The organism is Streptomyces sp. RLA012, assembly GCF_056270325.1.
In genome coordinates this window covers 6,137,722-6,155,912 of the sequence record NZ_JBWDPA010000002.1, presented here as the reverse complement: position 1 = coordinate 6,155,912, position 18,191 = coordinate 6,137,722, and the positions used below count along the sequence as shown (strand labels likewise).

The following is an 18,191-nucleotide window of genomic DNA, read 5'->3' as shown; positions in this document are numbered from 1 at the left end:
AGCGTCCAACCCTGGGGTGCGGCCCTTCGGCCACTCAGAGGTGCCGTCAGACGGCGATGGCGACCTCGGCGAGGCCGCCCGTCTGGGCGACGACCGTGCGGTCCGCGGTGCCGCCGGGGACCAGGGCGCGTACGGTCCAGGTGCCCTCGGCCGCGTAGAAACGGAACTGGCCCGTCGCGGAGGTGGGGACCTCCGCCGTGAACTCGCCGGTCGAGTCCAGCAGGCGCACGTAACCGGTGACGGGCTCGCCGTCGCGGGTCACCTGGCCCTGGATGGTGGTCTCACCGGGCTTGATCGTCGAGGCGTCGGGGCCGCCGGCCTTCGCTCCACACATGTTTCGTTTCCGTCCTTCAGGCCTTGACTTCGAGGGTTACTTGTTGGCGCCGAGCTCGATCGGGACGCCGACCAGGGAGCCGTACTCGGTCCAGGAGCCGTCGTAGTTCTTGACGTTCTCCACACCGAGCAGCTCGTGCAGCACGAACCAGGTGAGCGCGGAACGCTCACCGATACGGCAGTACGCGATGGTGTCCTTGGCCAGGTCGACCTGCTCGTCGGCGTAGAGCTCCTTGAGCTCGTCGTCCGACTTGAAGGTGCCGTCGTCGTTGGCGTTCTTCGACCACGGGATGTTGCGGGCGCTCGGGACGTGGCCCGGACGCTGCGACTGCTCCTGCGGAAGGTGCGCCGGGGCGAGCAGCTTGCCGCTGAACTCGTCGGGCGAGCGGACGTCGACCAGGTTCTGCGAACCGATGGACGCCACGACATCGTCGCGGAAGGCGCGGATCGCGGTGTTCTGGGCCTTGGCCTTGTAGTCGGTCTTGGCGCGGGTGGGCACCTCGACGACCAGGTCGCGGGAGTCGAGCTCCCACTTCTTGCGGCCGCCGTCGAGGAGCTTGACGTTCTCGTGGCCGTACAGCTTGAAGTACCAGTAGGCGTAGGACGCGAACCAGTTGTTGTTGCCGCCGTAGAGGACCACCAGCGTGTCGTTGGCGATGCCCTTCTCCGACAGGAGCTTCTCGAAGCCCTCCTGGTCGATGAAGTCACGGCGGACCGGGTCCTGAAGGTCCTTGGTCCAGTCGATCCGGATCGCGTTCTTGATGTGGTTCTTCTCGTACGCGGACGTGTCCTCGTCGACCTCGACGACGGCCACGCTCGGGTCGTCCAGGTGGTCCTGGACCCAGTCGGCGTCGACCAGGACGTCGCTGCGGCTCATGCTTTTTCTCCTCCGGGGCAGTTGCGGCGGGGCGGTGCGTTAGAGAGAGGGTGCGCGGCCAGGCCTGTCTGGGCTGCGCGGCGCGCACGGGGACCCTGGCGAAGAGGGGCCAGGGGAGGGCGGACGGGCAAATGCCCCCGCTCAGAAGGGGCGACAGAGCATGGCGGCGACGCGGCACAGGTCTACTGCCCGCCGCTTCGTGAGATCCGCCTGTCGCTTCATGGGTCCGATCGTAGGGACGGACAGGCGGGCATGTCACCGGCGTGTCGCATACTGAGATGCGATCGTCCGGGATGTGGGACAGTCCGGCCCTCGGAGCCGTCACCGCGCGGGTCGAGGGCAGCCGTGTCCGTCGTCGCGCCGACCGCCCATCTGCGGTGCGGACGGGCCCGTCTCGCTCCTCGGACAGCCCCCGCCCCACCGGCTCCCGACCGGCGACCGACGACCGGTAACCCGTGACCGGTGGCCGGTAACCCGTGACCGATGACGGCCGGGCCGCTGACCGTCCTACCCGACCAGCTTGACGTTCGAACCCTTCACCGCGATGTCCACACCGTTCGTCGCCGCCTGGACCGTGTCGAGCTGGATACCGCCCGGCAGCCCGTCGATCCTCTGCTGGAAGTCGGTGATCGCGCGCACCCGGTTCTCGGCGAGGTCGACGCCCAGCTTGGGCAGCGAGTCGGCGTGCACCCTGACCGTGTTGCCCCCGACCACCGTGACCGTGCTGAGCACGGAGACCGGCTGGGGCAGCTTGGTACCGAGGACGGTGGCCGCCACCTCGACCTTGATCTTGCCGTTGCCGCCGTCGGAGAGGCCGACGATCTGGGCGGTGACCCCGTCGGCGACCTGCGTCGGCTGCGACTTGGCGGTCTTGAGCAGCTCGCTGTAGGAGACGCTCGCGGAACCGGAGGCACTGTTGGCGGTGGCGGAGCTGTAGTCGCCGTCGAAGCTGACACCGTGCATCTCGGCGTTCAGGTCGTCGATACGGATGGTGCTCGTGCCGCCCGTGGCGCTGCCCGTCGACGCTTCGTAGTCCTTGATGCCGATCTTTATGTCGTCGAGTTCGCCGCCGACGACCTGGGTGAGGAAGGGGAAGCCCTCGATGGACACGTCGGGGGTGTCGGCCAGGCCCTCGGTGCTCTTGATCCTGTCCGCCGCCTTGTTCTCCGCGAAACCGACCGCCACCCGGTCCGCGATCACGAACAGGCCGCCCAGGATGACGGTGACGATCAGGATTATTCGCAGTGCGCGCATGCTCGGTGTTCCCCCACCTAGACCGGGTCGGGGCGACCCGCACGGCCGTCCCCCGGCGAACGTAACTCTGAAGGGCCTCACGACGGGGGCCCTTCGGAGTGGTTGTAGATCACTTGTGACGTACGGGACGACGACCGGGCGAACCGTACGAGCCGCTAGCCGAGCACGCGTCCCAGCAGGTACACCGCCGGGGCTGCGGTGGCCAGCGGAAGGGCCACGCCCGCGGTGAAGTGGACGAAACGGGACGGGTAGTCGTAACTGGCGACCCGGTGGCCGATCAGCGCGCACACCCCGGCCCCGAGGCCGAGGAAGGCGCCCTTGCTGCCCAGGTCCGTCATCCCGCCGACCGCGATACCGGCACCCGCGGCGGCCAGCAGCGCCACCACCACGGAGGCCGCGGTGGGCAGCGGCAGCGCGCGGGCGAGGACCGCGACGGCGACCGCGGCGGCGCCGACCGTGACGGCGTCCGGCTCGACCGCGAGGTGCCCGGCCGCGATGATCGCGAGCGCCGCCGAGGCGACGGTCGCCATCAGGCCGTGCATCCGGGTGTCCGGGTCGGCGTGGCTGCGCAGTTGCAGGACGAGGGTGAGCAGGACCCACACGCCGAGGGTGCCGAGGATCGCGGCGGGCGCGTTCTCCCGGCCGGCCACGAGCAGCGCCACGTCCGCGGTGACCGCGCCGAGGAACGCCAGCGCGATGCCCTGCCGGGCCGGCCACATGCCGTTCAGCCGGAACCAGCCCGCCGCGGTGACGGCCTGCAGCAGCACGAGCGGGACGACGAGGGCGTACTGCCCGATCGCCGCCGTACCGGAGAGCAGCAGTCCGAGCAGCGCGGTGAGCGCGGCGGGCTGGATGCCGGGTTCGATGATCGGCGACCGGCCCTCGGCGCGGGCGCGCTGGGCGTCGGTGACACGGGTGTTGCCGGTGACGGTCGGGGGACCGTACTCGGGAGCGGCCTCGGCGGGGGCGGAGACCGCGGCGGCGGGCGCCGAGACGGGGGCGGGGGCGGCGGCCTCGCGGCGCGGTGGCTGCGAGGTCGGGGGCCGTTCCCAGCCCTGCGCCGCGATCTCCTGCGGGAGGGGCTGCGCGGTGACGCCGTACCCACCGGCGTACGCCTGCGGCTCCTGGTACCCCTGCGGTGCCTGGTATCCCTGCTGCTGTCGCTGCTGCTGCCCCTGCTGCTGTTCCTGCTGCTGCCCCTGGGGGGGCTGGTATCTCGTGTCCGCCGTCGGCATCGGAGGCTGCACCTGGGTCTCCCAGGTCTGCCCCTCCCACTGCTGGGTGTGCTGCTGCCACTCGGGCTGCTGTTGCGGCTGTTGCTGATGCGGCGGCTGAGGTTGCTGCTCTGGCTGCTGCGGCTGAGGTTGTTGATACGGGTTGTACCCCTCGTACTGACCCTCGTACCGGCCCTCGTACGGCTGGTTGCTCATCGTCTCGCTCACCCTCCTGCGAACGGCGGGAGCACCTCGACCGTGCCGCCCTCGGCCAGCCGTACCGTCTCATGCCCGCGGGTGCCCACGGGGTCACCGTCGATGAGGAACGAGCATCGCCGCAGCACGCGGACCAGTTCGCCGGGGTGTCGCGCGCGAGCCGCGTCGAGCGCCTCGGCGAGCGTGCCCGCCTCGTACGGCTCCTCGGCGACGCCGGCCGCGGCCTTGGCGGCGGCCCAGTACCGCACCGTGCCCTTTGCCATCTCGTTCCTCGGTCATTGGTCGGTCATCGGTTTGTGTGGACACGGCCAGGCTAGCCCGCCGCCGCGACGGCCCATTCCCCGATACGGCCGAGCAGCTCGTCGTCCGCCGCGTCCTCGGCATGGCCCATGCCGTGCTCGATCCACAGTTCGGCATGGTCACCGGAGGCGGCGGCGAGCATCTTGGGGTGGTCGACCGGGAAGTAGCCGTCCTGGTCGCCGTGGACGATCAGGAGCGGGGTGGGCGCGATGAACGGGACCGACTCGACCGGGGAGGCCGGTACCGGGTCCCAGTCGCGGTGGTGGATCCGGGTGCGCAGGGCGTAACGGCCGATCGCGCGGCCCACCGGGCGGGTTACCAGCCAGTGCAGGCGCCGCATAGGGGCCGTACCCCGGTAGTACCAACGGGCGGGTGCGCTCACCGAAACCGCGGCGTCCGTACGCGCCTCCGTGCGCCCCTCGTGCTCCACCTCCGAGCCCCGTCCCGAGCTCCGGCCCGTGCCCCGTCCTGAGCCCTGGTCCGCGCCCCGGTCCGCGCCCCGGTGGAGCCCCGCGTGGCGCAGCACCACCGAGCCGCCCATCGAGAAGCCGACGGTGGCCACGCGCGCGTGCCCGAGTTCGCGGGCCCAGGCCACGGCGGCGGCCAGATCGTGGACCTCGCGGTCGCCGACCGTGGAGTTGCCGCCGGAGGCGCCGTGACCACGGAAGGAGAAGGTGACCACCGCCGCGTGCCGGGCGAGGACGGTCGCCGCGCGGCGTACGTGCGGGCGGTCCAGATAGCCCGTGAAACCGTGCGCGACGACGATCGCCACGTCATTCAGGCCAGTGGCCAAGTCACCGGGAGGCCGCGTTCCCGGGTCGTACGCCGCATCGATCGTCACCCCGTCGACGGTGTGCAGAAACCTCCGCAAAGGGGTGCGTGGAGGTATCTCAAGGGGTGGACGATCGGAAGATCCCGTCGCTTGACCTGCCGGACCTGAGCTCATGTGGGCTATTCTGCTGGGCAGAGGACTCGGGCAGCGTAGCCCCCGGGTCCTTTTGTGCATTCTGAAGCGTTGTATACGAAGCGGGAAACCGCAGGTGTACGAAGCCCACGGACGCATAGAACGCAGGGCGACTCCCAGTGGGCCGCCCGGCGACTCCCAGGGGCGCGGGAGCCGCACCGTAGGAAGCAGTGCCGCAAACTCCCCCACTGCCTTAAGGGCGTGGGAGGTACCCCCAGGCAGGGACCGAGGAGGAACCAGACGTTATGGGCGAGCGAACCTTGCATGACCGTAAAACGACCCAGGCAGGGGGGACGCGATGAGTTCTCTGCTGCTCCTGACCAATGCCCTTCAGCCGTCGACGGAGGTGCTTCCCGCTCTCGGCCTGCTCCTGCACAACGTGCGAGTGGCTCCGGCGGAAGGCCCCGCTCTCGTCGACACCCCCGGTGCCGACGTCATCCTGATCGACGGCCGACGTGATCTCCCGCAGGTGCGCAGCCTGTGCCAGTTGCTGCGCTCGACGGGCCCCGGCTGTCCGCTGATCCTCGTCGTGACGGAGGGCGGCCTCGCGGCCGTCACCGCCGACTGGGGCATCGACGACGTGCTCCTGGACACCGCCGGTCCGGCGGAGGTCGAGGCGCGGCTGCGGCTGGCCATGGGCCGGCAGCAGATCGTCAACGACGACTCCCCCATGGAGATCCGCAACGGCGACCTCTCGGTCGACGAGGCGACGTACAGCGCCAAGCTCAAGGGCCGGGTCCTGGACCTGACCTTCAAGGAGTTCGAGCTCCTCAAGTACCTCGCGCAGCACCCGGGCCGTGTCTTCACGCGCGCCCAGCTGCTTCAGGAGGTCTGGGGCTACGACTACTTCGGCGGTACGCGGACGGTCGACGTCCACGTACGGCGGCTGCGCGCGAAGCTCGGACCCGAGCACGAGTCGCTGATCGGAACCGTCCGGAACGTCGGTTATCGATTCGTTACACCCGAGAAGATGGACCGCGCCACGGACGAGGCGAAGGCCAGGACGGCCCAGCCAAAGCCGGAGGATGCGGACGAGACGGCGCACCTCGACGCCGTCGAGGCGGTCGAGGCGGCGGCGGAGGCGCAGTAGGCGCCCCCGAGGGCGTGCCGGGCGGCTACGGGGGCGCGGTCGGCCGCCGTACGCCCTGCCCACCGGCGGGTCCATCCGCGTAGACTCCGCGCGTGGCCAAGGTGACGAGGGACGATGTAGCGCGACTGGCGGGTACGTCCACCGCCGTTGTCAGCTATGTCATCAACAACGGACCGAGGCCGGTTGCCCCGGCCACGCGCGAGCGCGTTCTCGCCGCGATCAAGGAACTGGGGTACCGGCCCGACCGGGTCGCCCAGGCCATGGCCTCGCGGCGGACCGAGCTCATAGGGCTGATCGTGCCCGACGCCCGCCAGCCCTTCTTCGGGGAGATGGCCCACGCCGTCGAGCAGGCCGCCGCCGAGCGCGGAAAAATGGTGCTCGTCGGCAACTCCGACTACATCGCCGAGCGCGAGGTGCACTATCTGCGCGCCTTCCTCGGTATGCGGGTCTCCGGTCTGATCCTGGTCAGCCACGCGCTGAACGACAACGCTGCCGCGGAGATCGAGGCCTGGGACGCCCGCGTGGTGCTGCTGCACGAGCGCCCCGAGGCCATCGACGATGTCGCGGTCGTCACGGACGACATCGGCGGCGCCCAGCTCGCCACCCGCCACCTCCTCGAACACGGTTACGAATATGTCGCCTGTCTCGGCGGTATCGCCGAGACCCCGACCGTCGGCGACCCGGTCTCCGACCACGTCGAGGGCTGGCGGCGCGCGATGCAGGAGGCCGGGATCCCCACCGAGGGGCGCCTCTTCGAAGCGCCGTACAACCGCTACGACGCCTATCAGGTCGGTCTCCAGCTGCTCGGCGGTCCGCACCGCCCGCCCGCGATCTTCTGCTCCACCGACGACCAGGCGATCGGCGTCCTGCGGGCCGCGCGCGAGCTGCGCATCGATGTCCCGGGGCAGCTGGCGGTGGCCGGTTTCGACGACGTCAAGGAAGCCGCGCTGACGGATCCGCCGATGACGACGATCGCCTCCGACCGGTCGGCGATGGCCCGTGCGGCCGTCGATCTCGTGCTGGATGACGGGTTGCGGGTGGCGGGGTCGCGACGCGAGCGGTTGAAGGTGTTTCCGTCGCGGTTGGTGGTCCGGCGGTCTTGCGGGTGTGAGTAGCTCCGCCGGCGGCGCAGGTTCTGAGGGTCGTCCTTTGACTGCGGGCAGTGGGGGCTGGTCGCGCAGTTCCCCGCGCCCCTAAAAGAGGGGCGCGCCCCCGTGGACCCCCGTTTTTCATGGGCCTCCGGCGTCCTTATATCGGGCATACGAGGTTCTGTCGGGCTTCTCAGGGGGGACTCAGGGAGCTCTCATGATCACGCGGGAATCTCTTTACATGACCGAGAGCTTCCGCCGCAGCGGCGAGTACCCCCAGGGCGACGACCACCAGGCGACCGACCCCTTCCAGTCGGCGTACCCCCAGCAGCAGCCCGTCTCTTCCTCCCCCGTGAACCCCGAGTGGCCGCCCCCGCCGGCCTATGTGCCGGCCACGCCGGTCGCGGTCGAGCCGGGTACCACCGTGTGGCCGGGCTCCGGTCAGGGTGTCGACGGCGGTGACGGCGGGCACACCGCGGTACTGATGGCGGAGCCCCTCCCGGCCTCCCCCGCACCCGCCCCCGCGCCGAAGAAGCGCGCCAAGGGCACCATCGCGCTGCTGGCCGCCGTGGCGATGGTCGCCGCGGCCATCGGAGGCGGCACCGCGTACGGCATACAGGAGCTGACCAGCAAGGACACCGCTTCGAGCAGCACCAGCACCACCGTGGTGCCCGCCGCCAAGAAGGGCACCGTGGCCGGTGTCGCCCAGGCGGTCAGCCCGAGTATCGTCGAGATCAGCGCGACCTCGAACGCGGGTTCGTCGACCGGATCGGGCGTGATCATCTCGTCCAGCGGCGAGATCATCACCAACAACCACGTCGTCTCGGGCGCCTCCGAGATCAAGGTGCAGCTGAGCAGCGGCAAGTCGTACACCGCGACGGTCGTCGGCACCGACAGCAAGAAGGACCTCGCGCTCATCAAGTTCGAGAGCGCGCCCTCCGGCCTGAAGGTCGCCACGCTCGGCAACTCCGACGGCGTCCAGGTCGGCGACGACGTGGTCGCGATCGGCTCCCCCGAGGGTCTGACCGGCACCGTCACCAGCGGCATCGTCTCGGCGCTCAACCGCGACGTCACCGTCTCCACGGACGAGAGCCAGGGCCAGCAGCAACAGCAGGGCGGCGGCAGCGGCCAGTGGCCGTTCTCCTTCGGCGGCCAGCAGTTCAACGGCGACACCGGCTCCTCGACCACGACGTACAAGGCGCTCCAGACCGACGCCTCCTTGAACCCCGGCAACTCCGGCGGCGCCCTCATCGACATGAACGGCAACATCATCGGCATCAACTCCGCGATGTACTCGGCCGCCGACTCGTCGTCCAGTTCGTCGAGCGCGGGCAGTGTCGGCCTCGGTTTCGCCATCCCGATCAACACCGTCAAGTCCGACCTCGCGGGCCTGCGGGCCGGCGGCTCCGACAGCTAAGTCCTCTTGCAAGTCCTCTCGTAAGTCCTCCTGGAGGCTGAAATGATCACGCGCGTCTCCCACAGCATCGACGGCATCGACCCCGCCGGACTCGACCTGGCCCTCTCCGTGGCCCGTGAACTGCACAGGCCGGTGCCGCGGGTACCGGAAGTGGTGGTCCCGCAGCCCCAGATGATGGGCCTGCGCACCTCCGCCGAGCACCCGCACCGCCGCAAGGTCCCGCTGAGCCGCCTGAGCCGGCTGAGCGCGCTGGCTGCCTGAGCGCGCTGGCTGCCTGAGCGCGCTGGCTGCCTGAGCCGATGATCGACGGCAGACCGCGGACGACTGACCAACCCTGCCGGAACGTGCGAGGCTGAAAAGGTTCAGCCCCGTCCCACCGCACCCCTAGGAACCACGCCCATGAGCCCCGCCGAAGGCGACCGTGAAACCCAGCGCATCCTGATCGTCGACGACGAGCCGGCCGTGCGCGAAGCGCTCCAGCGCAGCCTCGCGTTCGAGGGGTACGACACCCAGGTCGCGGTCGACGGCGCGGACGCGCTGGAGAGGGCGACCGCGTACCAGCCCGACCTGGTGGTCCTCGACATCCAGATGCCGAGGATGGACGGTCTGACGGCCGCCCGCCGGATGCGCGGCGCCGGCACCACCACGCCCATCCTCATGCTGACGGCCCGCGACACGGTCGGAGACCGGGTGACCGGCCTCGACGCCGGCGCCGACGACTACCTGGTCAAGCCCTTCGAGCTGGACGAGCTGTTCGCCCGGGTCCGGGCACTGCTGCGGCGCAGTTCGTACGCGGCCGCGGCGGTCGGTGCCCCGGACGACGACGCGCTCACCTTCGCCGACCTGCGCATGGACCTCGCGACCCGCGAGGTCACCCGCTCGGGCCGGGCCGTGGAACTGACCCGTACCGAATTCACCCTCCTGGAGATGTTCCTGGCCCACCCGCGCCAGGTCCTCACCCGCGAGCAGATCCTCAAGGCGGTCTGGGGCTTCGACTTCGAACCCTCCTCCAACTCCCTCGACGTCTACGTCATGTACCTGCGCCGCAAGACCGAGGCGGGCGGCGAACCGCGCCTCGTGCACACGGTGCGGGGTGTCGGGTACGTCCTGCGGTCGGGCGGCGCGGAGTGATGAAGGTCCTGCGCCGTTTCACATCCCTGCCGATCCGCTCCCGGCTGGCCATGCTGGTCGCGGCGGCGGTGGCGTTCGGGGTGGCGGCGGTCTCGGTCACCTGTTGGTTCATCGTGCGGGGGAAGTTGTACGACGAGATCGACAACACGCTCCGGGCGGAGCGGCAGGCCGTGCCGTACCCCGTGATTCAGGACGCACTCACCAACTGCGGCCAGGACGCGACGGCCAACACCTTCCGCAGGCAGATCGATTCCTACACCCAGGTGATCCAGACGGACGGCACCGTCTGTCCCTTCGACTACTCCACGGGCACGGTGAAGGTCACCGACAGCGACAAGGACATCGCCAAGCATCCGAAACTGCGCACGTACGCGATCCGCAACGGGACCGACAACAAGGGCAACGACGTACGAGCACTGGCGATGCCGCTCATCGTCAACGACGCCCCCAACAGCAGCGGCCCGTCCGTGGCCCAGAACGCGGCCCTCGTCGTCGCCGTCCCCCTCAAGAGCACCCAGGCCACCCTGAACGACCTGGCTCTCGTCCTCCTCCTCGTCTCCGGCATCGGAGTCGTCGGCGCCGGAGCCGCCGGCCTGGCGGTGGCCCGTGCGGGCCTGCGCCCCGTGGACAAGCTCACCGAGGCCGTGGAGCACGTGGCGCGCACGGAGGACCTCTCCGTGCGTATCCCGGTCGAGGACGACAGCGAGGACGAGATCGCCCGTCTCTCCCGCTCCTTCAACTCGATGACGTCCGCGCTGGCCAACTCCCGCGAGCTGCAGCAGCAACTGATCGCCGACGCGGGCCACGAACTCCGTACGCCCCTGACCTCGCTGCGTACGAACATCGAACTCCTCACCCGCAGCGAGGAGACGGGCCGCCCGCTCCCCCCGGCGGACAGGAAGGCCCTCCTCGCCTCGGTGAAGGCACAGATGACGGAGCTGGCGGCGCTGATCGGCGACCTGCAGACGCTGTCGCGTTCGGACGCGGGCCAGGCGGGGGACCAGCTCCAGATCGTCGCGCTCCAGGACACGGTCGAGGCGGCCCTGCACCGCGCACGTCTCCGTGGCCCCGAGCTGACGATCACGGCGGACCTCCAGCCCTGGTTCGTCCGGGCGGAACCCTCGGCCCTGGAGCGGGCGATCGTGAACATCCTCGACAACGCGGTGAAGTTCAGCCCGCAGGGCGAGGCCGTCGACGTCATCCTCAAGGGCGGCGAACTGACCGTCCGCGACCACGGCCCCGGCATCCCCACCGAGGAACTCCCCCATGTCTTCGACCGCTTCTGGCGCTCCCCGTCCGCCCGCGCACTCCCGGGCTCGGGCCTGGGCCTGTCGATAGTGGCCAGGACCGTACAGCAGTCCGGCGGCGAGGTGTCGCTGCAGCCTGCGGAGGGCGGCGGAACGGTGGCGACGCTGCGGCTGCCGGGGGCGCCCACGCCTCCGCCCGAGCTGGGTACCGACGGGGTCGAGGGCCGGTAGAAGCCGGGCCGAACCGTTCCTGCTCCGACAGACCGTCCTGCCCTGCCCTGCCCTGCCCTGCCCTGCCCTGCCCTGCCGCGATCCGGTGATCCCTCTTCTCCGGCGAACGCCGTCCAGGCGAACGCCATCTGCTCGTACGGCCGGTGACATCTGCGCCCGCTGACACATCGGAGAAGGCCGGGCGCGGACACCGCCCAGCCTCCCCACACCCCCCTCCAAGCCCTCCCACAGCACCCCGTTACACGTTGGGGGGATGGTGCAGATCCTGCTGGCCGATGACGACAAGGCCGTACGTGAGGGGCTCGACCGACTGCTCCGCTTCGAGGGTTACGAGACCGTCCTCACCGGGGACGGCCGCGAGGCCCTCGAACTGGTGGCCGGGGTGGACGAGCGGCCCGACCTGGTGCTGATGGACGTCACCATGCCCGGCCTCGACGGGCTGGCCGCCACACGCCGGATCCGGGCCTCCGGGTCCACCGTCCCCATCCTCATGATCACCGGCAGAGACGCGGTCGGCGACCGTATCGTCGCGCTCGACAACGGCGCCGACGACTACCTCATGAAGCCCTTCGCCGCCGAGGAACTCCTCGCCCGGGTACGGGCGCTGCTGCGCCGCAGCCCACAGCGGAAGCAGCGCGCCCCGGCCCACGACAACCGGCTCGCCTTCGCGGACGTCGCCATGGACCGGCCCTCCCGCACGGTCACCCGCTCCGACCGCGTCCTCGACCTGACCCGGACCGAGTACGCCCTGCTGGAGTATCTGCTCCGGCATCCGGCCAAGGTCCTCAGCCGTGCCCAGATCCTCAAGGAGGTCTGGGGCTTCGACTTCGAACCGACGTCGAACACGCTGGATGTGTACGTGATGTACCTGCGCCGGAAACTGGAGAGCCGCGGCGAACCGCGGCTCATCCACACCGTCCGGGGCATCGGCTACACGCTCCGCGCCGCCAAGTAGTCGAGCCCGGGCGTCGCGAGCCGGGCGTACGCCCCGCCCCACGCCATCAGTTCCTCGTGCGTGCCGGCCTCCACCAGCCGGCCACCGTCCACGACCAGGATCCGGTCGGCGTCGGGCGCCAGCGACAGATCGTGCGTGATCATGATCGTCGTACGGCCCGTCATCAGCCGTCGCAGCGGCTGCACCACCCGGCGGGCGGCGACCGAGTCGAGCCCGGCGGTCGGTTCGTCGAGGACCAGGACGGGCGCGCCGCGCAGCATGGCGCGGGCGATGGCGATCCGCTGGAGCTGGCCGCCGGAGAGCGTGGCCGTACCGGGCGCGATCTCGGTGTCGTACCCGTCGGGCAGTGCGCTGATGAACTCGTGCGCGACGGCGTCCGCCGCGGCCCGCTCGATCTCCGCCTGGGACGCCCCCGGCCGGCCGCACTCGATGTTCTCGCGGATCGTGCCGTGCAGGATCAGCGTCTCCTGAAGCAGCAGCGCGACGTTCTCGCGCAGGAACTCCAGGGACATGTCGGGCAGCGGGACGCCGTCCAGGCAGATCACGCCGGCCGTGGGGTCGTAGAAACGGGTGAGGAGCTTGGAGAGCGTCGACTTTCCGGCGCCGCTCGGGCCGGTGACGATGACGAGTTCGCCGGGTCCCGCGGTGAAGGTCACGTCGTGCAGGGACTCGCGCTCGGCGCCGGGATAGCGGAACGACGCGCCGTGGAAGCTGACCCAGCCGCGCACGGGCCACTCCCGGACCGGGTCGGCAGGTTCGGTGACGGCGGGTTCGGCGTCCAGGATCTCCCGCAACCGCTCCGCACCGGCGGTGGCGGCGGTGAGGGTGAGCCCGAGCTGACCGAGATTGCGGATCGGCGGATACAGGTAGCCGAGGAACGCGGCGAAGGCGAGCAGTTGTCCGAGCGACATGCGCCCCTTCGAGATCTCCCAGGCGCCGAGGCCGATCACCGCGAGCACGCACACCGTCTCGACGACCTCGACGAACTGCTCGTACATCTCGCCGGCCCGCGCACCGCGCACCGACGCACGCATCCAGGCGCGCGCCTCGCGGTCGAGCCGCTTCTCCTCGGCGCGGCGGCGGTTGTACGCCTGGGTCAGCACCACATTGCCGAGGGACTCCTCGACGACCGAGGTGATCGCGCCGTCGGCGGCCCGCTCCTCCTGGGAGGCCGTCCTGATCCGGCCGGAGAAGCGGCGGGCGGCGACGAGGAAGAGGGGGGCGAGGAGGAAGGTGACCAGGGCCAGGTCCCAGCGCAGCCAGAGGGCGGCGGCGGCATAGAAGACGGCCGAGAAGGCCGCGGAGACCGTCCCCACGACACCGGACACGACCATCTGTTCGATGGCCTCGACATCACCGGTCAGCCGCTCGACCAGATCGCCCTGGCGGTGCTTCTGGAAGAAGTCGGGCGGCAGGTCCTGAACATGGCGGAAGACACCCGCGCGCAGCCGCAGGACGAATCTCTCCGCGGTCCACACGGCGAGCGAATTGCCGAGATAGCCGACGATCGCGCCGATCACGGCGACCCCCAGCCAGGCGCCGGCCGGTCCCCAGAACGCGGAGAGTGAACCCGCCTTCAGGGCATGGTCCGTGAGCTGCGCGAAGAGCAGGATCGAGGCCGTCTCGGCGAGCGCGGCCACGACCACACAGCCGATGATCACCACCAGCCATTTACGGTCGCCGCGCGTCAGCGGCCAGAAGCGCGTGAATGCCTCCCGTACTTCCCGCATATCAAATCAACTTCCCTTTCCGGTCCGGAACATGGCCGAGGCGGGGCCACCGGAAACCGATAATTCCCGGGGACCCCGCCTCGCGCGGGCTGCTACTGGCCCTGACGGCCGACCGGGCGCTTCTTCGGAGCGACGGCCTTCTTCGCCACCGGGGCCGGCTTGACGGGCCGGCGCTTCGCGACCGGGGCGGCCTTGTGGTGCTTCTTGACGGGGGCGATCTTGTGGAAGCTCATGGGTGTCTCCTTGTTCCCTGCGGGTGAATTCCCTTTGCCGTTTGCACTGTTCGCTTTCGACATGGAAAACACTACGGGACCCCGGACCCGGAAATCGCCAATTCCGCTGAGACCTCAATGAATTACAGCTGAAAGGAATTTTCAGATCGAACGCGGAACCAACCCTCCACTCACACAGAATTTAGGCAACAAAAAAGCGGGGCCGGTACGCATCCGCGTACCGGCTCCGCTCGCTGTCCGGGGACTGGGACCGGGACTGCTACTTCACGACCGTGATCCGGTCCGCCGTCGGCACCGGGTACGGCGCCGCGGCCGCGGAGTTCGCCGTCAGGTAGGCCTCGAAGGCCGCCAGGTCGTCGCCGCCGACCAGGACGTTCGTGCCCTTGCCGAGCTCGGCGAAGCCGTCGCCGCCGCCCGCGAGGAAGGAGTTCATCGCGACGCGGTAGGTGGCGGCGGGGTCGATCGGCGCGCCGTTGAGCTTGATCGAGTCGGCGACCACCCGTGCCGCGCCCGTCTTCGTCAGGTCCAGCGTGTAGGTCAGGCCCTTGGAGATCTGCAGGATCTTCGGCGCGGCCTCGTTGGCCCCGCCGACCTGCTGCTGAAGTGCCGTGACGACCTGCGCGCCGGTGAGGTTCACCAGGTTGACGGTGTTGGCGAACGGCTGGACCGTGTAGGCCTCCCCGTAGGTCACCACCCCGTCGCCCTCACCGCCGCTCGCGGTGTAGGTGAGGCCGGCGCGGATACCGCCCGGGTTCATCACCGCGATATCGGCCTCCGGGTCCACCGACTTGGCGTACGCGAGCTGTGCGTCGGCGATCATGTCGCCGAGCGGGGACTCGTTGCCGGCGTTGCCGATCTCGCCCGCGATGTAGCCGATGGGGCGCGAGGCGATCGGCGCGGAGAGCGTCTTCCACTTGCTGATCAGGGACGTCAGGTCGGCGGCCTTCGCCACGTCACGGGTGACCACGTGGTTGGCGGACTTCACCGCCGTACGCGCGATGTCGCCGGTCCAGCGGTCGTACGTCAGCGTCGTGTCCGTGTAGAGGCGGCCGAAGGACGAGGCCGACGTCACCATGCGGGGCGTGCCCGACGGGTCCGGAACGGTGCACGCGTACGCCTGGTGGGTGTGGCCGGTGACCAGGGCGTCCACGGCCGGCGTGACCTTCTTGGCGATGTCCACGATCGGCCCGGAGATGCCGTCACCGGCACCCGGGCTGTCGCAGTCGTAGTTGTACGCCGTCGACGCGGGCGCGCCGCCCTCGTGGATCAGCGCGACGATCGACTTCACGCCCTGGCGCTGGAGCACCTTGGCGTACTTGTTGATCGTCTCTACCTCGTCGCCGAACTTCAGTCCCTTGACGCCGTCGGCCGACACGATGTTCGGCGTGCCTTCGAGCGTGACGCCGATGAAGCCGACCTTGACGCCGTTCTTCTTCCACACCCAGTAGGGCTTGAGGATCGGCTTGCCGGTCTTCTCGTCGGTGACGTTCGCGGCGAGGTAGGGGAAGTCGGCACCCCGGAACTTCGCCTTCTTGTCGTAGCAGCCGTCCGTGGGGTGACAGCCGCCGTTCTGCAGACGGGCCAGCTCCTTGGCGCCCTCGTCGAACTCGTGGTTGCCGACGCTCGTCACGTCCAGGTCGAGCTTGTTCAGCGCGTCGATCGTCGGCTCGTCGTGGAAGAGACCCGAGATCAGCGGGGAAGCCCCGACCATGTCACCGGCGGCGGCCGTGATCGAGTACTTGTTGCCCTGGCGGGCCTGGCGCAGATGCGTGGCGAGGTACTCGACACCGCCCGCGTCGATCGTCTTCGTCGTTCCGTCCGCCTGCAACTCCGTGACACGACCGGAGGACCCGGACGGCGGCTCCAGGTTGCCGTGCAGATCGTTGAAGGACAGCAGCTGCACGTCCTGATAGCGGCCGCTGCCGGGGTGGTGGTGCGCGGTCGCGTGGTCCTGCCCCGCGCTCGCGGGCATCGCGGCGGCCAGCGCACCGACGGTGGCCAGCCCTGCGGCGGCGGCGAGGATGCGACGGGTACGTCTGCGCCGTGGCGTCGGCGGCATGGGTTTCCCCCCTGTGGGACGACTGTGGCTTTACGCGCACTTTAGAATCAACGCGCGTAGCGCAAAAGGGGGTTCGGGGTTACGGACTGATTGCCATTGTCTCACCGCCGTCTGACGGGCGGCCGTCCCCGGCCCCGCCGCCCCTTGTCCGGAAAACACCGAGCCGTACCCTCGTATCCATGACCAGCGACGACACCGCGCCCTCTGCACACAGCCGCTCCATCGAGACCTCCACCGCGCTCTCCCCGGCCCAGGCCGAGGATGTACTCCGGCTGCTCGCGGAGGCCGCCGACGCCGACGGGCAGCAGGCGGTCTCCGAGCAGGGGCGGCTCCAGCTGAAGGGCGGTGCCCGTGAGGGCGTACGGCATCTGCTGCTGACGGTCGGCGACCAACTGATCGGATACGCCCAGTTGGAGGACACCGACCCCGTGGAGGCCCCGGCCGCCGAGCTGGTGGTGCACCCGGCGTACCGCGGGCACGGCCACGGTCGGGCCCTGGGCGCGGCGCTGCTCGCCGAGTCCGGCAAGCGGCTGCGCGTGTGGGCGCACGGCGGGCACTCCGCCGCCCGGCACCTCGCCCAGGTCCTCGGGCTCACCCTCTTCCGCGAACTGCGCCAGCTGCGGCGGCCGTTGACCGACCTCGAACTGCCCGAGCCGAAGCTCCCGGACGGTGTGAGCGTCCGCACCTTCGTGCCCGGCCAGGACGACGCGGCCTGGCTCGCCCTGAACGCCGAAGCCTTCGCCCACCACCCCGAGCAGGGCTCCCTCACCCAGCGCGACCTCGACGACCGCAAGGCCGAGCCCTGGTTCGACCCGTCCGGGTTCTTCCTCGCCTTCCGCGGGGGCGAACTCGTCGGCTTCCACTGGACGAAGGTCCACGCCACGGAGGGTCTCGGCGAGGTCTACGTCCTCGGTGTCCGCCCCGGCGCTCAGGGCGGCGGCCTCGGCAAGGCCCTCACCACGATCGGGCTCCGCCACCTCGCCGCACAGGCCCTGCCGACCGCCATGCTCTACGTCGACGCCGACAACAAGGCCGCCCTCACCGTGTACGAGCGGCTCGGCTTCCTCACCCACGAGACGGACCTGATGTACCGAAGCGAGTCCTGACCGCCGGTCATCGACCGTCAGGCCTGAGGCCTCAGCCGTGAACCGTCAGCCATCGGTTCCCGGTCCGCGCCCGCCCGTATGTCACCGGCGGGCGCGGACGGCGGGTCGCCACGTCCGTAGGGGTTCCACGCAGGACCACGCCCCGATCAGCGCCGCCGCGACCAGGATCAGCGCCCACCGCTCATGGGAGGCGCCCCAGTCCGGGTCGGTCGGCGCCACGAACAGCGCCCACCGGCCGGGCAGCAGCAGGGCCACCACCGTCGTGGCCAGCAGCCCGCGGCACACCGCGCCCCCCGGCTCCGGCCGGTCGGTGAACCGTACGACGGAGGCCGCGGCGGCCAGCGCGAGCACGGCCAGGGCGGCGGCCTCCAGGGTGACGGCCCCCACCGGCGGCCGGGTCCGCCCCGGTATGAGGAACAGCGCGACCGTCCACCAGAGCACGGCGAGCGGGGCGACGAGCACCACCCGCAGGGCGGTCCGCACCGGACGCCGGGTCGGCACCGCCGCGGTGAGGTGCCGGGCCGGGTCGTCCAGCAGGAAGGCCAGGCCCAGGGCGAAGGCGAGCGCGGCGGCCCGCAGGAGGGTGAGGCAGAGCCACTCGTCGGGCTGGGCGGAGAACAGTCGCGGGGTTCCGGTGAACAGCAGGCCCAGTGCGGCACCGGCCGTGAGCGCCCGCCGGGGGAGGGTACGCCAGAGGGGGCGGAGGAGGGCGCGGACCACGGCGTACGGTCGCCCCTGGGACGGGG

Annotated in this window: 19 protein-coding genes; 8 read left to right on the top strand and 11 right to left on the bottom strand. The window is 70.4% G+C overall.

What is annotated here, in order from left to right; all coding sequences use genetic code 11:
* Positions 1-46: 46 nt before the first annotated feature.
* From RV986_RS28180 to RV986_RS28150, 7 genes are all read right to left on the bottom strand, one after another.
* Positions 47-334, bottom strand: a complete 288-nt coding sequence (locus RV986_RS28180; RefSeq protein WP_054232391.1) for a DUF1416 domain-containing protein — start codon at positions 332-334, stop codon at positions 47-49.
* 36 nt (positions 335-370) lie between these two features.
* The gene (locus tag RV986_RS28175; RefSeq protein ID WP_475920056.1) at positions 371-1,210 is read right to left on the bottom strand and encodes a sulfurtransferase; all 840 of its coding nucleotides are present in this window, start codon (positions 1,208-1,210) and stop codon (positions 371-373) included.
* 141 nt (positions 1,211-1,351) lie between these two features.
* Entirely contained in the window at positions 1,352-1,432 is an 81-nt protein-coding gene (locus RV986_RS28170) for an Ms5788A family Cys-rich leader peptide (protein ID WP_350751515.1), read from the bottom strand.
* 285 nt (positions 1,433-1,717) lie between these two features.
* Positions 1,718-2,464 (bottom strand): LmeA family phospholipid-binding protein, encoded by a 747-nt coding sequence (locus tag RV986_RS28165; protein ID WP_475920055.1) that lies wholly within the window; start codon positions 2,462-2,464, stop codon positions 1,718-1,720.
* Between the two features lie 155 nt (positions 2,465-2,619).
* On the bottom strand, positions 2,620-3,894 hold the full coding sequence (locus tag RV986_RS28160; RefSeq protein WP_475920054.1) for a hypothetical protein: 1,275 nt from the start codon (positions 3,892-3,894) through the stop codon (positions 2,620-2,622).
* An 8-nt stretch (positions 3,895-3,902) separates the two neighbouring features.
* A complete protein-coding gene (locus tag RV986_RS28155; protein ID WP_475920053.1) occupies positions 3,903-4,157 on the bottom strand; it encodes a MoaD/ThiS family protein in 255 nt (84 codons plus the stop codon).
* 50 nt (positions 4,158-4,207) lie between these two features.
* Positions 4,208-5,140: an alpha/beta hydrolase gene (locus tag RV986_RS28150; protein WP_475920052.1), complete on the bottom strand. Its 933-nt coding sequence runs from the start codon at positions 5,138-5,140 to the stop codon at positions 4,208-4,210.
* A gap of 316 nt (positions 5,141-5,456) precedes the next feature.
* Here RV986_RS28150 and RV986_RS28145 point away from each other — a divergent pair, with 316 nt between their 5' ends.
* The 7 genes from RV986_RS28145 (at position 5,457) to RV986_RS28115 (ending at position 12,317) form a co-directional block, all read left to right on the top strand.
* Positions 5,457-6,248 (top strand): response regulator transcription factor, encoded by a 792-nt coding sequence (locus tag RV986_RS28145; protein WP_475920051.1) that lies wholly within the window; start codon positions 5,457-5,459, stop codon positions 6,246-6,248.
* A 92-nt stretch (positions 6,249-6,340) separates the two neighbouring features.
* Positions 6,341-7,363: a LacI family DNA-binding transcriptional regulator gene (locus RV986_RS28140; protein ID WP_475920050.1), complete on the top strand. Its 1,023-nt coding sequence runs from the start codon at positions 6,341-6,343 to the stop codon at positions 7,361-7,363.
* Positions 7,364-7,577: 214 nt separating this feature from the next.
* The gene (locus tag RV986_RS28135) at positions 7,578-8,753 is read left to right on the top strand and encodes a S1C family serine protease (RefSeq protein WP_475920049.1); all 1,176 of its coding nucleotides are present in this window, start codon (positions 7,578-7,580) and stop codon (positions 8,751-8,753) included.
* A 42-nt stretch (positions 8,754-8,795) separates the two neighbouring features.
* Entirely contained in the window at positions 8,796-9,014 is a 219-nt protein-coding gene (locus RV986_RS28130; protein ID WP_475920048.1) for a hypothetical protein, read from the top strand.
* A 138-nt stretch (positions 9,015-9,152) separates the two neighbouring features.
* Positions 9,153-9,884: a response regulator transcription factor gene (locus RV986_RS28125; protein WP_475920047.1), complete on the top strand. Its 732-nt coding sequence runs from the start codon at positions 9,153-9,155 to the stop codon at positions 9,882-9,884.
* Complete coding sequence (locus RV986_RS28120; RefSeq protein ID WP_475920046.1) at positions 9,881-11,362, top strand: HAMP domain-containing sensor histidine kinase; 1,482 nt, start codon at positions 9,881-9,883, stop codon at positions 11,360-11,362. The genes RV986_RS28125 and RV986_RS28120 overlap by 4 nt, the downstream gene beginning before the upstream one ends.
* A 253-nt stretch (positions 11,363-11,615) precedes the next feature.
* Positions 11,616-12,317 (top strand): response regulator transcription factor, encoded by a 702-nt coding sequence (locus RV986_RS28115; protein ID WP_475920045.1) that lies wholly within the window; start codon positions 11,616-11,618, stop codon positions 12,315-12,317.
* Here the strand turns inward: RV986_RS28115 and RV986_RS28110 are convergent.
* The 3 genes from RV986_RS28110 to RV986_RS28100 all read right to left on the bottom strand — a co-directional run bounded on the left by RV986_RS28110 (position 12,293) and on the right by RV986_RS28100 (position 16,339).
* Entirely contained in the window at positions 12,293-14,047 is a 1,755-nt protein-coding gene (locus RV986_RS28110) for an ABC transporter ATP-binding protein (protein WP_475920044.1), read from the bottom strand. The genes RV986_RS28115 and RV986_RS28110 overlap by 25 nt on opposite strands.
* Positions 14,048-14,139: 92 nt before the next feature.
* Positions 14,140-14,280: a hypothetical protein gene (locus RV986_RS28105; protein ID WP_475920043.1), complete on the bottom strand. Its 141-nt coding sequence runs from the start codon at positions 14,278-14,280 to the stop codon at positions 14,140-14,142.
* Positions 14,281-14,539: 259 nt separating this feature from the next.
* Positions 14,540-16,339, bottom strand: coding sequence for a bifunctional metallophosphatase/5'-nucleotidase (locus RV986_RS28100; protein WP_475920042.1), 1,800 nt, complete (start codon positions 16,337-16,339; stop codon positions 14,540-14,542).
* A 179-nt stretch (positions 16,340-16,518) separates the two neighbouring features.
* On the opposite strand from RV986_RS28100, the gene mshD reads away from it, so the two are divergent.
* Positions 16,519-17,445, top strand: coding sequence for a mycothiol synthase (mshD, locus tag RV986_RS28095; protein ID WP_475920041.1), 927 nt, complete (start codon positions 16,519-16,521; stop codon positions 17,443-17,445).
* Between the two features lie 81 nt (positions 17,446-17,526).
* Here the strand turns inward: mshD and RV986_RS28090 are convergent, their stop codons facing one another.
* Positions 17,527-18,165 (bottom strand): ABC transporter, encoded by a 639-nt coding sequence (locus tag RV986_RS28090; protein ID WP_475924459.1) that lies wholly within the window; start codon positions 18,163-18,165, stop codon positions 17,527-17,529.
* Positions 18,166-18,191 lie beyond the last annotated feature (26 nt).